Below are 12,674 nucleotides of genomic sequence, written 5' to 3'. Positions count from 1 at the left end.
AGATGCTCACGGCCGCGCTTCCTCTCGCCGCGCGAGCCGCCGTCATGACGCTTATCTCTGGAATTAACGGCGCCGCGGCGGGTTTCTTGAGCGTTCGTTGAATAAAAGCGGATCGTCGGGGTTGCCGCATTGCCGCCGAAGCGTGCTGTTCGCGCGCTTCAGCGCGGCTTTTTGCGGTTTCCCGCGGGCTCTGCGGCTGCGCCCGGCTCGCGTTTGACGCCAGGCGCGCCGCGCTTACTTCAGTGTGTCTTTCGTCACGAGATCGACCGGCGTTTCGACGACGCCCGACAGCTGCGACTGCTTCTTGTGTTCGCTCAACGCCTTCAACGCGGTATCGATGCCGAACACGGCCTGCTTCGCGGCGTACTGGTCGGCGGTGGCGAGCACGCGTCCGTCCTTCAGCATCGGATGGATCGCGTTGATGTTGTCATAGCCGACCACCAGCACCTTGCCCTGCTTGCCGGCCGCGCGCACGGCCGACACCGCGCCGATCGCCATGTTGTCGTTGCCGGCGAGCAGCGCCTTCAGGTTCGGATACTCGTTGAGCATCGCCGAGGCGACCGCGTTGCCTTTGTCGATTTCCCACTCGCCCGACTGCACCGACACGACCTTCGCGCCGACCGCCTGCATCGCGTCCTTGAAGCCCGCGGTGCGCTGCTGCGCGTTGGTGGTGGTCGACACGCCTTCGAGGATGCCGACCTCGTCGCCGGCCTTCAGGCTTTTTGCGAGGTAGTCGCCGACGATGCGCGCGCCCTTGCGGTTGTCGGGGCCGACGAACGGCACGTTCAGGTCTTTCGACTTCAGCACGTCCTGATCGAGCCGGTTGTCGATGTTGACGACGATGATGCCCGCGTCGACCGCCTTCTTGACGACCGGCACGAGCGCCTTCGAATCGGCCGGCGCGAGCACGATCGCGTCGACCTTCGACACGATCATCTGCTCGACGATGCGGATCTGGTTGGCGGTGTCGGTTTCGTCCTTGATGCCGTTGGTGATCAGGTCGAACTTGCCGGGGTTCTGCTTCTGATAATCCTTCGCGCCGGTCTCCATGGTCAGGAAGAACTCGTTGGCGAGCGACTTCATCACGAGCGCGACCTTGGGCTTATGAGCGGGCGCGTTCTGCGCGTAGGCGGCGGAAAAAGGCAGGACGGCGGAGGCGGTGGCGAGAACTGCGACGGCAAGAATGCGGCGACGGATTCGATGGCTCATGCGTATCTCCATGGTTGTCAGCTCGCGGACGAGCCGTATTTTTAGTGATGCGCAAACGTTTGCGAGGCTATTCTCAGCGCAAGCCTTTTGGATTGTCAACGAATCGCGGTGTTGCAGCGCACCGCCGCGCACTCTGTGCGCCGCCGCAGTGGGTTCGCTCGATCCGGGCAGCGTGTGGCAAGGTTCCCTCGCTCAGTCCGTGCAGTCGATGTCGCCCGTGCGTCGCACGCGACGCGACGTACCGGCCGCTTATGCTGGCCTGGTATAGCGCGCGCTGCAAGCGAAACCGCGAGGAAATCGCAAGGTGCGCCGGCTACAGCCAGCCGGCCTTGCGAAAACGCCGGTACAGCAAGAAGTCGATCGCCAGCATCACCAGCAGAACGACCGGATAGCCGAACTTGAAATGCAGCTCGGGAATGCGCTCGAAGTTCATCCCGTAGATACCGGCGATCATCGTCGGCACCGCGAACAGCGCCGCGAACGAGCCGAGCCGCTTGGTGATTTCGCTCTCGGCGAGCGAGATCATGCCGAGGTTCACCTGCACCGCCGTGACGACGATTTCGCGGCGCCCTTCGATGGTTCTGACGATCCGGTCGAGGTGATCGTAGACGTCGCGAAAGTACGCCTGCATGCCGGCACAGACGCTCGGAATGCGCCCGCCCGTCAGTTTGCCGACCGCTTCGCGCAGCGGCGCGATATGGTGCTGCAGGGTTACGAGCCGGCGCTTCATCGTGTACAGGTCCTGCACGATCGCGCGCGAGGCGGCCGAATCGCTCTTCTCGAAAATGCGGTCCTCGAGCGTCTCGAGCTCGGTGCTCATCGCCTCGATGACCGGGAAATAACGGTCGACCACGTCGTCGATCAGCGCATACAGCACGAACGCCGAGCCTTCCTTCAACAGCTGCGGCTCGCGCTCGCAGCGCGCGCGCACGCCCTTAAAACCGGTGCGCGTGCCGCGGCGCACTGACAGCACATAGTTGTTGCCGACGAACACGTCGACTTCGCCGATCACGAAATCGCCTTGCTCGTCCATCTCGACCGTGTGCATCACGGTAAACAGCGAATCGCCGTACTCCTCGATCTTCGGGCGTTGATGGCCGTGTTGCGCGTCTTCGATCGCTAGCTCGTGCAGGTTGAACTCGTCTTTCATGACCGCGAGTTCGTCGGGGCTCGGGTCTTTCAACGCGACCCACACGAAGCACTCGGGCCGCGCGACGTAGTCGCTGATGCCGTCAATATCGATGTCAGCGAGCTTCCGGCCGTCCTGATAGGCGGCGCAATTGATCAGCATGTTCGAATTACCTTGCATACGGAAGCAGACCGGGCCGCCATGCCGCGTAAGCGTTGCGTAAGACGGGCGACGGGTCTGCATGAACGGACAAGCGCGCTTGCAGCCGGCTTGCAGCAGCCGACATGTTAAGGCGGGATGCATAAGCCGCGCGTATCCAATTGTTAATGATCGACGACACGCTACTGCGCGACCCGCTGCAGGCCGATGCGGTGATCGTCGTTGAACGTGACCGAGGCGCGGTTCGTGTAGCGCGGATCGGCCGTCACGATAAAGTTCAGTTCGACGACCGGATCGAACTGCGTCGATACGCCGATCCGATGCGCGCCGGCGGGTAGATAGAACACCACATGCTCGCCGTTCATCAGGTCGGTCACGCGCTCGCCGTCGATATAGACGAGCGCATCGCGGAACCGCACGATCACGTCGCGCGAACGCTCGCGCCGCAGGTCCACCGCGACGAGGCCGGGGCCCGGCTGCGTATAGCCCGGTCTGACGATGTGCTCGGCCGGCACCAGTTTGAATGGCACCGGCTCTGCCGGCGTCGACGCGCAGCCGGCTAACGTGATCAGGTTGATCGCAACGCATAGGGCCAACGCGGCGCAGCGTGCGGAGCCGGCCATCCGTGCGGTTCGGCCGCGGCAAGACAGGCGCATCGGCATGCTGGTTCTCCCGTGTGCTCTCGATTGTGGGCCGATTGTGGGTCGGCTTTCCGACTACGCGGTGCGGGTCGTCGTCGTGCGTCCGCGTGATCGGCAGACACAGCTGTTGCGCATCATAGCAACGCGCGGGCATCACGCCAGCCAACGCCGACGGGGCTCGGGCGCCGCGCCTCTTGCATGGCGCAGCGTTCTTCTTCATGATCGTTACGAAGGCGGCCGCACTGGCGGTTGGCCGTAGTCGGACGCACGATCAGGGAGGCTGCGATGTGGTATTTCACCTGGATTCTCGGCGTGGGTGTGGCGCTCGGCTTCGGCATCATCAACGTGATGTGGCTCGAGACCAACGGCAAGTTCGCGCGCGACCCGCGCCCCGATGCCGCCGCCGCGCCGCGTGAGGACAAGCCTGCGTGAGCTCGCTGGTTTTCTTTTGCGGTCATGCGGGCACGGGCAAGACGACGCTGGCGAAAAAACTGTTCGGCCCGCTGGTGAAAGCGAGCGGCATCCCCTTCTGCCTGCTCGACAAGGACACGCTGTACGGCGGCTATAGCGCGGCGGCGATGTCCATGCTGACCGGCGATCCGAACGATCGCGACAGCCCTCTTTTCCTGCAGCATCTGCGCGAGCCCGAGTATCGCGGCCTCATCGATACCGCCCGCGACAATCTCGAACTCGGCGTCAGTGCGTTGGTCGTCGGCCCGCTGTCGCGCGAGGTGCGCGAACGGCGTCTGTTCGACCATGCGTGGCTTGGCGTCGCGCCGGACGTAACGTTGCGTGTCGTGTGGGTGCACACGTCGGAGGATGTGGCGCGGCAGCGGATCGTCGCGCGCGCGAATCCCAACGATGCGTACAAGCTCGCGCACTGGGACGAGTACCGACATCGCCGGTTCATGCCGAGCGGCGCGAGCCGCGATGGTCTGCTGATGTTCGACAATACCGCGCCGAAGTCGGCGGACTACGAAGCGCTCGTTGCGCGGATCATGGCTGGTTGACGGCCGCCGTCACCCGCAAAGCGGAGGCCCGGTGATGGGCTGAATAACGAAAAATCCCCTTACGTCATCGACGTACGGGGATTTTTATTTGTCGCGAGCTATTGCAGCCTCAAACCGTCGCCATCGCCTCCAGCGACTGCCCTTCGTACAGCTTGCCGAAGCGGTTCGCCAGAAAATCGCCTAGCGACACCTGCTCTTGCCGCACGAAGCCTTTTTGCGGCAGCTTGCGCTCGCGGAACAGATCGAGCACCGCGCACATCGCGCCGGCGGTCGTGATCTGGATCGCGCTCATCGGCACGCCGCAGACGGTCTTCGCGAAGATCTTGCGCGTGAACACCTCCTGCACGAGCTGACCGTCGCGCATGCCGCTCACGGTGATGAACACCAGCACGACGTCCTGCGCGGTCGACGGCACCGAGCGGCGCATGATGGCTTTCAGCGTATCGCGGTCGCTCGACAGACGCAGGTCCTCCAGCAGGAACTGCATCAGGTTGCGATGACCTGGATAGCGCACCGACTTGTAGTCGAGCGATTCGACGCGTCCCGACAGCGTTTCGCACAGCGTGCCCAGGCCGCCCGACGTGTTGAACGCTTCGTACTCGGTGCCGTCGAGCGAGAAATGCTCGAGGCCTTCGAGCGGCTGCACCCACTGCGTGCGGCCGTCGCGGATCGCTTCGCACGGCTGGCAGTATTCGTTGATCAGACCGTCGACGCTCCACGTCAGGTTGTATTTCAGCGCATTGGTCGGAAACTCGGGCAGCGCGCCGACGCGCATCTTCACGTCGCGGATTTCCGTGAAGCGGTTCGCGAGCTCATGCGCGGCAATGCCGATGAAACCGGGTGCGAGACCGCACTGCGGCATGAACGCGTGATCGGCATCCTCGGCAATCGCGCGGATCGCGTGCGTCGCGCGGACGTCCTCGGTCAGGTCGAAGTAATGGACACCCGCGCCCTTCGCGGCCGATGCGACGTTGACCGCGAGGTAGTACGGCAGCGCGTTGATCAGCACGTCGAAGCCCTGGATCGCGGCGCGCAGCACGGCGGCGTCGGCGGAATCGATGCGGCACGTCGGAATGCCCTGGGCCGCGAGCTTGTCGAGCGCGTGCTGATCGCGGTCGAGAGCGACGACTTCGTAGTCGCCCGTCTCGCGCAGCATATGGGCAATGGTGTGACCGATCAGACCTGCGCCAACGATAGCTACTTTCATCTGCTTCTCCTTGTTATCCATGTGCTGTCTTCGAGCTTGGAAGGGGCGCCGCGCGTTGCGCGCGGCGCCTGCGGGCCGAACCCTTGAATGACAGTGTAGGAAGAAGCAAAAACAGTTCATACGCGCAAAATGCTGCGGTATGACCATCAGGTTCGACGTTCTGACGAACGCGTAAAACGATTCGTCGAAATGTCGTAGAAAAAGGCGCTAACAACGGGCTCGCGAAGGATTCGCGAAGCGCTCGCGAAAAGGTCACGCCGCGCGCTGGCTCAAACCGTGCCGCGGTCGATCTTGCGCGCGAGAATGATCGACGTCGTGGTCCGCTCGACGCCTTCGAGGCCGCCGATCTGATCGAGCAGATCGTTGAGCCGCTCCGGTGAATCGGCGCGCAGCCATGCCACGTAGTCGAACTCGCCGCTCACCGCGCACAGCAGCTGCACTTCGGGCATTTTGCCGAGGCGCTTCTGCACGGCCGGCCCGTGCTTCGGCGCGATGATGATGCCGACGTACGCGACGATGCTCGAATCGAGTACGTCCTGACCAAGCCGCACGCTGTAGCCGGCGATCACGTTGCTGCGCTCGAGCCGCGCAATGCGCGCGATCACGGTCGTGCGCGCGACGCCGAGCTGCCGCGCAAGGTTCGCGACGCTCTCGCGCGCGTTGGCTTGAAGCAGTGCAACGAGGTTGCGGTCGAGGTCGTCGAGCTGGTCGAGGCGCGGAGGTCTCATCGAAAGGGCGAGGAAGTTGGTGTGGAATGTCGCGGATTATCGCGCGTCTGCACGCGGCGGCACCATGTCACGCTATCCGGTCACAGATGCACGGCACATTGTGGGGCGGCCTCGGCGCAGTGTATCGGCGCGATTGCCGCTCAGGCGCGAGCCGTTTCGCGTTCGTTTCGGTTGTAAGCGTTTGTCGCACACACACCGTATGCCAGGGTTAACGTGTTATTAATAGCGGCGACGGGCGAATGCGGCAGCCGCTTGGCGGACGCCGCATTCGCCGCTGGCGCGGGGTAAGACGCTCGCCGCGCGCCGTGTCTCAATAACGAACAGACATCAGGAGTTTCGATGAAAAAAGCACTGGTTATGCTGGCTACGGCCGTTTCGATGGGCGGCGCGTTCGCCCAAACCGCCGCGCCGGCCGCGGCGCCGGACACCACAGCATCGGCCTCCGCGGCCAAGGCCGGCCACGAACGCAACGTCGAAGACCGCATCGCTTATCTGCACTCGCAACTGAAGATCACGCCCGCGCAGGACACGCAATGGAAGGCGTTCGCCGACGTCATGCGCAGCAACGGCGAAACGATGGGCCAGCTGTTCGAGCAGCGCAAGTCAGCCACCAACGTGAGCGCGCTCGACGACATGAAACAGTACGCAACGATCGCGCAGGCGCATGCGGACGGCATGAAGAAGCTCGTCGATGCGTTCGATCCGCTGTATAGCAGCCTGTCGCCGGAGCAAAAGAAGCTCGCGGACGCGACGTTTCACCGGGGCGGCCCCGAAGGTGGCCGCCATCACGGCCATCACGGCAAGGGCACGAGCGGCAAGCCCGCGGCCGAAGCCGCGAGCGACGCGACCGTGAAGCCGTAATCAAAGGGCGCCCGCGGCGGGGGTTGCCGCGTTGCGGGCGCGGATCCGTTCGGACGCATTTGACTTGAGCCATTCCCGTTGCGCCCGAAAAGCGGCTTGCTCACCTCCCCTCCGCCTTTCAGAATGCCCCGCCCGGCCCATGCATCTGGCATGATTCGGTGCGCGACGTCCGGGCCGGCTATCCGTCCCAGCGACCGACACACGACCGCCGCAAAGCGGCAAATCTCACCGCAACACCTACTCCTAATCTCCCGCCCGCTTCATGACCGAACTCAGAAATCTCGATCTGCGTGACGATCCGCACGCCCAACGCGTCGTCAAGGACGAAACGGTCAGCGTCGAATTCGCCGCCGCCGAAGGCCAGTTGATGAGCCTCGAAGGCCCGAACCGCTATGTACGCGGCGACGCGCTGATCACCGGCTCGACCGGCGACCGCTGGGTCGTGTCGCGCGAGCGCTTCGACGCGAAGTACCTGCCCGCCGATACCGCGCTCGCGCACGGCCAGGCCGGCGCCTATCGCAACCGCCCGGCGGTCGTGCTTGCCCGTCGGATGGACGAGGCCTTCTCGCTCGCGCGCTCGGCCAGCGGCGGCGACGTGCTGCACGGCGCGGCCGGCGACTGGGTCATGCAATATGCGCCCGGCGACTACGGTGTCGTGCAGGCCGCGCGTTTCGCGAAGGTCTATCGGCTCGCGGACTGAGACAAGTTCATCCGCGCTTTCATCCGCGCTTCATCCGCGCTTCACGCGAACTCGTCGCCGAGATCCACCGTGACTTCGCGCGGAACCGCCTCTCGGTTCGCGTACATTTCTTCGAGGGAGCCGAGGCTCGCTTCGACGTACGCGCGCAATACCGCGAAGCTGCGGCCGCGCAGCCGCGCCGGCATCGCGCGATAACGCGCGAGCGCCGCCGGCGCGATCGCGACCGTCATCACGATACGGCGCGCGGTCGAACCGAAGCGCATCGCTACCCAGTGGATCGTCAGCGTGGGCGCGCCGTCGTCGGCCGCACGCTCGATGAACTGCGTCTGCTCGGGAAACAGATCGCTGATGACGCGCGCGAGCTCGTCGAACTCGGGATGCGCGCAGTCGTATTGGTAAGCTTCCATGAAGGCTGCCGGGAAAAGAGGATACTGAAACGTAGGCGCATTTTAGAGAAACGCCGAGGGGATAGCGAGGCGCGTGGCGCCGGCCACCCGGGCGCGGATTCGCTTCATTCGCTCACACCACGACCGGCCGCCGGTAACTCCGTATCAGCAAACCCGCGACGAACAGCGCCGCCACCGCATAGATCGTATCGACCGCCGCGAGCGGCAGCAGCTGCGCCTGCGACATCGCCGCGGGCACGTCGATCAGCGCGTGCACCACGATTGCGAGCGGCAGGATGACGCGCGAGCCGGCCCGCACGCCACGCCACATCAGCACCGACAGACCGATCTGAAACACCAGCGCCGCGATGCGTTCAAGCGCGAAAATCCCGGCCAGTTGCGGCGACAGGCTCGCGAGAATCAGATGCACGCGCATCACCGCTTCGGCCGGCAGATTGCCGAGATAGTCGCCGAGCCGGCCGCGGTTTTCGAGGACCGCGAACACGAGCCACTGGCACTGCACGAGCACGCCGACCATCCACGCTTCCGCTCCGCCGTGGCCGAGGCCGTAGCTGAGCGCGACGCCATCGTCAGCGCGCAATGCGGCGGTCCGCGGGTCGGCAGTCGTGCTGGCGGCGGTGCTGGTGCCCGCGCTTGCATCGACGCCGACGTTCGCGTCGAGGTTCGCCATTCGGCGCGCGACCGGCCGCGCCGCCGCGCGCTTCACGAGCAGCCGCATGCCGAAGAACCGCCCCACTTCCTCGCAAACGCCTGCGGCCAGCGCACCGTAGACGACGAACACAATCGGCTGCGCAAGGAACGCCGCGGTCGCGTCGTTGCCGCGCAGCAGATAGTCGTTCAGCGCACGCTCGATCACCATCGCGAACAGCGCGAACACCGCGACGCCGGCGATCGCGTCGCGCGGTCTGAGCCCGAGCGGCCGGCGCAACTGCCGGTAAATCAGAAACGGTAAAGCGGCGATGACGAGCGTGGCGAGCGCGAGGCTCGCGAGGGTAAGCGGTGGCACGACCATGTGTATCCTTGCGGGGTTCGTTGCAATCCCCGGCGCGCAACCGCTGCGCGCCGCAGCCCCGAATGATCGCAGATTGATCGGAACTCAGCGCGCGGTCGACGCACGCACGATCAACTCACCCGGCAGCAGGCAGTCGCGCGCGCCCATCTGCGCGCCTTCGATGCGCTCGTGCAGGAATTCGACCGCGCGATAGCCGATGTCGTAGGTCGGCTGACGGATCGTCGTGATGCCGGCGAGCTCGGCCCAATCCGGATCGTCGATAGAAAGCAGCGCGACACGGCTCTGCCAGTGCGCGCCGAAACGCGCGTTCAGATGCAGCGCGACACGCAACGCGACCGGTGCGTTGGCCGCGAACAGCGCGACGCGTGCGGTGGCGCCGGCGGGCTCGGCAGTGTCGCCGACCAGCGAGTCGATCGCACGATCCAGCGCCGCGAGGCCGCGCTCGAGCGCGGCCGCATCGGCGAGATCCAGCACCAGCGTATGACCGCGCGCGCGGCCATCGTCGCGCATCGCGCGATCGAACGCTGCGACGCGCAGTTGCCGCGAGCTGACCTGCTCGAATGGCTGCACGATGAACCAGATATGCTCGAAGCCCCGTTCGAGCAAATGCCGCGTGCCGAGCCCGGCGGCCGCGCCATTGTCGAGACCGACCATGTCGGCGACCAGCCCCTCGACGCGCCGATCGACCAGCACCGCCGGAATCCCGCCGTCGCCGACCGGCCGCAACGTCTCTTCACGCACGCCGAGCGCGTTGACGATCACGCCTTCCACGCGATACGTGGTCAGCAGTTGCAGATAACGCCGCTCCATCTCGACCTCGTTCGCCGCGTGGCAGATCAGCGGCATCAGACCGAGCGCGTGACACGCGGCCTCGACGCCTTGCAGCACTTCGACGGAGTACGGATTGGTCAGGTCGGCGACCAGCATGCCGATCAGCCGGTTGCGGCCGCGCTTCAGGCCGCGCGCCATCTGGTTCGGCTGATAGTCGAGCCGCGCGATCGCGGCTTCGATGCGCGCTCGCAGCTCGGGCGACAGCGCGCTGATCTCACCGTTGAGATACCGCGAGATGCTGGTCTTGCCGGTGCCGGCTTCGCGCGCGACATCGGTGATGGTCGCGCGGCGCGTCGCCGCGCGCGGACTTCCGGGTGGCGGGCTGGGCGGGGTCGTGCTCATTTCGTGCTCATTCGCTGATCGCTCGTGTCGGACCGCGGGCGGACGCTGACGCGCCGCCCCGCGATTCATCTGGCCAGTACGTCACGATTGACGATGTTCGTCGTCAACGTGCCATCGAGCGCGGCGACCAGGTTCTGCGCCGCGTTCAGCGCCATCGCATGACGGGTTTCGTGCGTCGCCGAGCCGATATGCGGCAGCGCGACCACGTTCGGCATGGAAAGCAACGGCGAGTCCGCCTGCAACGGTTCGGTGTCGAACACGTCGAGGCCCGCGCCGTGAATCGTGCCGTTGCGCAGCGCCTCGATCAGCGCCAGTTCGTCGACGGTCGCGCCGCGCGACGCGTTGATCAGGATCGCGCTCTTCTTCATCGCGCGCAATTCGGCCGCGCCGATCAGATGCCGCGTCTCTCGCGTGAGCGGCACCTGCAGACAGACGAAATCGGACTGCGCGAGCAATTCGGCCAGCTCGACGCGCCGTGCGCCATATGCCTGTTCCGCTTCGCGGTTCGCGCTGCGGTTCGTGTACAGCACCTTCATGTTGAAGCCGAGCGCCGCGCGTCGCGCGACCGCGCCGCCGATCCGTCCCAGGCCGACGATGCCGATCGTCTTGCCCTGCACGTCGAGCCCGAACTGCGCGGGCCCGATGCTGGCGCGCCATTGCCCCGCCCTGACCCAATCGGCCAGCTCGACGACGCGCCGCGCGCACGCGAGGATCAGCGAGAACACGGTATCGGCGGTCGATTCGGTCAGCACGTCCGGCGTGTGCGCGAGCACGATGCCGCGACGCGTGAGGTCGTCGACGTCGAACTGGTCGTAGCCGACCGAGATCGTCGACAGCGCCTTCAGCCGGTTCGCGCCTTCGAGCATCGCCGGCGTGATCTGCGCGCTCGCGCCGATGCCGCCTTCGGCATCGCGCAGCGCGGCGACGAACGCATCATGCTGCGACGGATCGACCTGCACGACCTGCGCATGCTGTTGCAGATAGGCGAGCACATCCTCGGGCAGCGACTTCCAGGCGACGATCTTCTTCATCAGCTAATTTTCCTTGCGACGGTGGCACGAGCGGGGCCGCGTTTTTCGACGCTGGCCGGCTTGACGGCAAGCGTCAGGATCACCGCGGCGACGAGCGCCACGCTCATGAATGCGTACGATGCCGCGGGCGATCCGGTCGCGCCGTTCAGATAGCCGACCACGTACGAGCCGACGAACGAACCGAGCGCGCCCATGCTGTTGATCAGCGCCATCGCGCCGCCCGCGACGTTCTTCGGCAGCAGCTCCGGTACGATCGCGAAGAACGGTCCATACGGCGCGTACATCGCGGCGCCCGCGATCACGAGCAGCGCATACGATACCCAGAAATGCGCGGAGCCGAGCCCGTACGACGCCGCGAACGCAATCGCACCGATCAGCAGGAACGGCCACACGAACACCTTGCGGCGGTTGAGTTTATCCGATGCCCACGAAGCTGCAAGCATCGCGATCGTCGCGGCCAGATACGGCAGCGCCGACAGCCAGCCGGTTTCCACCATGCCGAACGACGAGCCGTTCTTCAGGATCGACGGCAGCCACAGCACGAAACCGTACACGCCGATGCTCCAGCAGAAATACTGCGCGCACAGCTTGATCACGGCGGGCGTGCGAAACGCCTCGCTGTAATTGCGCACCGGCTTGATCGCCGCCTGCTCGGCGCGCAGCGTCTGCGCGAGCGCGTCCTTTTCCTGCTGCGACAGCCACGACACCTGCTCGGGCTTGTCCTTCACGAGGAACCACCAGCAGATCGCCCAGATGATCGCGGGCGCGCCCTCGGCGATGAACATCTGCCGCCAGCCGAACGAATGCACGAGATAGCCCGACACGACCGACATCCACAGCACCGTGACCGGGTTGCCGAGAATCAGGAAGGTGTTCGCGCGCGAACGCTCGCTCTTCGTGAACCAGTTGCTGATGAAGATCAGCATCGCCGGCATCACCGCGGCTTCGACGACGCCGAGCAGGAAGCGGATCGCCATCAGCGACGGAATGTTGCTGACCATGCCGGTCAGCGCGGCACAGCCGCCCCACAGAACGAGGCTCCAGAACACGAGCTTCTTCACGCTGCGGCGCTCGGCGTAGATCGCGCCCGGAATCTGGAAGAAGAAATAGCCGAGGAAGAACAGCGCGCCGATCAGCGACGCGAGCCCCTTGCTGATGCCGAGATCCTGGTTGATGCCGGCCGCCGACGCGAAGCCGAAATTCGCGCGATCCAGATACGCGAGGCTGTAGGTGATGAACACGATCGGCATGATCGTCCACCAGCGGCGAATCGCAAGCGATGAGGTCATGGAAGTCTCCTTGGACGGCGTCGTCCCGAATCAATGATGAAAAAATCTGGGCGCGCTGACGGCGCTCTCGTTGTCGTCGATGCTGGGTGTTTATGCTCGTCGTCGATGCGCTCCGATA

Annotated in this window: 14 protein-coding genes; 4 read left to right on the top strand and 10 right to left on the bottom strand. The window is 65.2% G+C overall.

Translation table 11 applies throughout. The features are described 5' to 3' along the window. Positions 1–234: 234 nt before the first annotated feature. The 3 genes from F6X42_RS23065 to F6X42_RS23055 all read right to left on the bottom strand — a co-directional run bounded on the left by F6X42_RS23065 (position 235) and on the right by F6X42_RS23055 (position 3,120). Entirely contained in the window at positions 235–1,209 is a 975-nt protein-coding gene (locus F6X42_RS23065; RefSeq protein WP_187636415.1) for a sugar ABC transporter substrate-binding protein, read from the bottom strand. Between the two features lie 313 nt (positions 1,210–1,522). Beyond that, entirely contained in the window at positions 1,523–2,500 is a 978-nt protein-coding gene (gene corA / locus F6X42_RS23060) for a magnesium/cobalt transporter CorA (protein WP_187636414.1), read from the bottom strand. Between the two features lie 179 nt (positions 2,501–2,679). Continuing rightward, positions 2,680–3,120 carry a hypothetical protein gene (locus F6X42_RS23055; RefSeq protein ID WP_246530187.1) on the bottom strand — a complete coding sequence of 147 codons (441 nt, stop codon included), beginning with the start codon at positions 3,118–3,120 and terminating at the stop codon, positions 2,680–2,682. A 303-nt stretch (positions 3,121–3,423) separates the two neighbouring features. Here F6X42_RS23055 and cydX point away from each other — a divergent pair, with 303 nt between their 5' ends. Both cydX and F6X42_RS23045 read left to right on the top strand, forming a co-directional pair. Then, positions 3,424–3,570 (top strand): cytochrome bd-I oxidase subunit CydX, encoded by a 147-nt coding sequence (gene cydX / locus F6X42_RS23050; RefSeq protein WP_026228716.1) that lies wholly within the window; start codon positions 3,424–3,426, stop codon positions 3,568–3,570. Then, entirely contained in the window at positions 3,567–4,148 is a 582-nt protein-coding gene (locus F6X42_RS23045) for a P-loop nucleotide/nucleoside kinase family protein (RefSeq protein ID WP_187636412.1), read from the top strand. Before cydX ends, F6X42_RS23045 begins: the two co-directional genes overlap by 4 nt. A gap of 109 nt (positions 4,149–4,257) precedes the next feature. On the opposite strand, the gene F6X42_RS23040 is transcribed toward F6X42_RS23045, so the two are convergent. Beyond that, positions 4,258–5,355, bottom strand: a complete 1,098-nt coding sequence (locus F6X42_RS23040; RefSeq protein WP_187636411.1) for a saccharopine dehydrogenase family protein — start codon at positions 5,353–5,355, stop codon at positions 4,258–4,260. Positions 5,356–5,624: 269 nt separating this feature from the next. Beyond that, positions 5,625–6,083 carry an Lrp/AsnC family transcriptional regulator gene (locus F6X42_RS23035; RefSeq protein ID WP_008922942.1) on the bottom strand — a complete coding sequence of 153 codons (459 nt, stop codon included), beginning with the start codon at positions 6,081–6,083 and terminating at the stop codon, positions 5,625–5,627. Between the two features lie 339 nt (positions 6,084–6,422). Here F6X42_RS23035 and F6X42_RS23030 point away from each other — a divergent pair, with 339 nt between their 5' ends. Beyond that, positions 6,423–6,944, top strand: coding sequence for a Spy/CpxP family protein refolding chaperone (locus F6X42_RS23030; protein ID WP_187636410.1), 522 nt, complete (start codon positions 6,423–6,425; stop codon positions 6,942–6,944). A 262-nt stretch (positions 6,945–7,206) separates the two neighbouring features. Further along, a complete protein-coding gene (locus tag F6X42_RS23025) occupies positions 7,207–7,644 on the top strand; it encodes a PGDYG domain-containing protein (RefSeq protein ID WP_187636409.1) in 438 nt (145 codons plus the stop codon). 41 nt (positions 7,645–7,685) lie between these two features. Here F6X42_RS23025 and F6X42_RS23020 read toward each other — a convergent pair whose 3' ends face one another. The 5 genes from F6X42_RS23020 to F6X42_RS23000 all read right to left on the bottom strand — a co-directional run bounded on the left by F6X42_RS23020 (position 7,686) and on the right by F6X42_RS23000 (position 12,556). Beyond that, positions 7,686–8,051 (bottom strand): DUF3022 domain-containing protein, encoded by a 366-nt coding sequence (locus F6X42_RS23020; RefSeq protein ID WP_187636408.1) that lies wholly within the window; start codon positions 8,049–8,051, stop codon positions 7,686–7,688. Between the two features lie 112 nt (positions 8,052–8,163). Then, the gene (locus tag F6X42_RS23015) at positions 8,164–9,063 is read right to left on the bottom strand and encodes a YhfC family intramembrane metalloprotease (protein ID WP_187636407.1); all 900 of its coding nucleotides are present in this window, start codon (positions 9,061–9,063) and stop codon (positions 8,164–8,166) included. Between the two features lie 84 nt (positions 9,064–9,147). Next, entirely contained in the window at positions 9,148–10,236 is a 1,089-nt protein-coding gene (locus tag F6X42_RS23010) for a LacI family DNA-binding transcriptional regulator (RefSeq protein WP_187636406.1), read from the bottom strand. 65 nt (positions 10,237–10,301) lie between these two features. Continuing rightward, entirely contained in the window at positions 10,302–11,267 is a 966-nt protein-coding gene (locus tag F6X42_RS23005; protein ID WP_187636405.1) for a 2-hydroxyacid dehydrogenase, read from the bottom strand. Next, positions 11,267–12,556, bottom strand: a complete 1,290-nt coding sequence (locus tag F6X42_RS23000; RefSeq protein ID WP_187636404.1) for an MFS transporter — start codon at positions 12,554–12,556, stop codon at positions 11,267–11,269. Before F6X42_RS23000 ends, F6X42_RS23005 begins: the two co-directional genes overlap by 1 nt. Positions 12,557–12,674: the final 118 nt, after the last annotated feature.

This window comes from Paraburkholderia podalyriae, from assembly GCF_014397785.1.
Classification (GTDB): Bacteria; Pseudomonadota; Gammaproteobacteria; order Burkholderiales; family Burkholderiaceae; genus Paraburkholderia; species Paraburkholderia podalyriae.
This window is presented reverse-complemented; position numbering and strand designations above follow the sequence as displayed.

Coding starts and splice junctions, on each gene's coding strand:
- F6X42_RS23065 (WP_187636415.1), bottom strand. CDS start 1,209: ATGAGCCATCGAATCCGTCGCCGCATTCTTGCCGTCGCAGTTCTCGCC.
- corA (WP_187636414.1), bottom strand. CDS start 2,500: ATGCTGATCAATTGCGCCGCCTATCAGGACGGCCGGAAGCTCGCTGAC.
- F6X42_RS23055 (WP_246530187.1), bottom strand. CDS start 3,120: ATGGCCGGCTCCGCACGCTGCGCCGCGTTGGCCCTATGCGTTGCGATC.
- cydX (WP_026228716.1), top strand. CDS start 3,424: ATGTGGTATTTCACCTGGATTCTCGGCGTGGGTGTGGCGCTCGGCTTC.
- F6X42_RS23040 (WP_187636411.1), bottom strand. CDS start 5,355: ATGAAAGTAGCTATCGTTGGCGCAGGTCTGATCGGTCACACCATTGCC.
- F6X42_RS23035 (WP_008922942.1), bottom strand. CDS start 6,083: ATGAGACCTCCGCGCCTCGACCAGCTCGACGACCTCGACCGCAACCTC.
- F6X42_RS23030 (WP_187636410.1), top strand. CDS start 6,423: ATGAAAAAAGCACTGGTTATGCTGGCTACGGCCGTTTCGATGGGCGGC.
- F6X42_RS23025 (WP_187636409.1), top strand. CDS start 7,207: ATGACCGAACTCAGAAATCTCGATCTGCGTGACGATCCGCACGCCCAA.
- F6X42_RS23020 (WP_187636408.1), bottom strand. CDS start 8,051: ATGGAAGCTTACCAATACGACTGCGCGCATCCCGAGTTCGACGAGCTC.
- F6X42_RS23015 (WP_187636407.1), bottom strand. CDS start 9,063: ATGGTCGTGCCACCGCTTACCCTCGCGAGCCTCGCGCTCGCCACGCTC.
- F6X42_RS23010 (WP_187636406.1), bottom strand. CDS start 10,236: ATGAGCACGACCCCGCCCAGCCCGCCACCCGGAAGTCCGCGCGCGGCG.
- F6X42_RS23005 (WP_187636405.1), bottom strand. CDS start 11,267: ATGAAGAAGATCGTCGCCTGGAAGTCGCTGCCCGAGGATGTGCTCGCC.
- F6X42_RS23000 (WP_187636404.1), bottom strand. CDS start 12,556: ATGACCTCATCGCTTGCGATTCGCCGCTGGTGGACGATCATGCCGATC.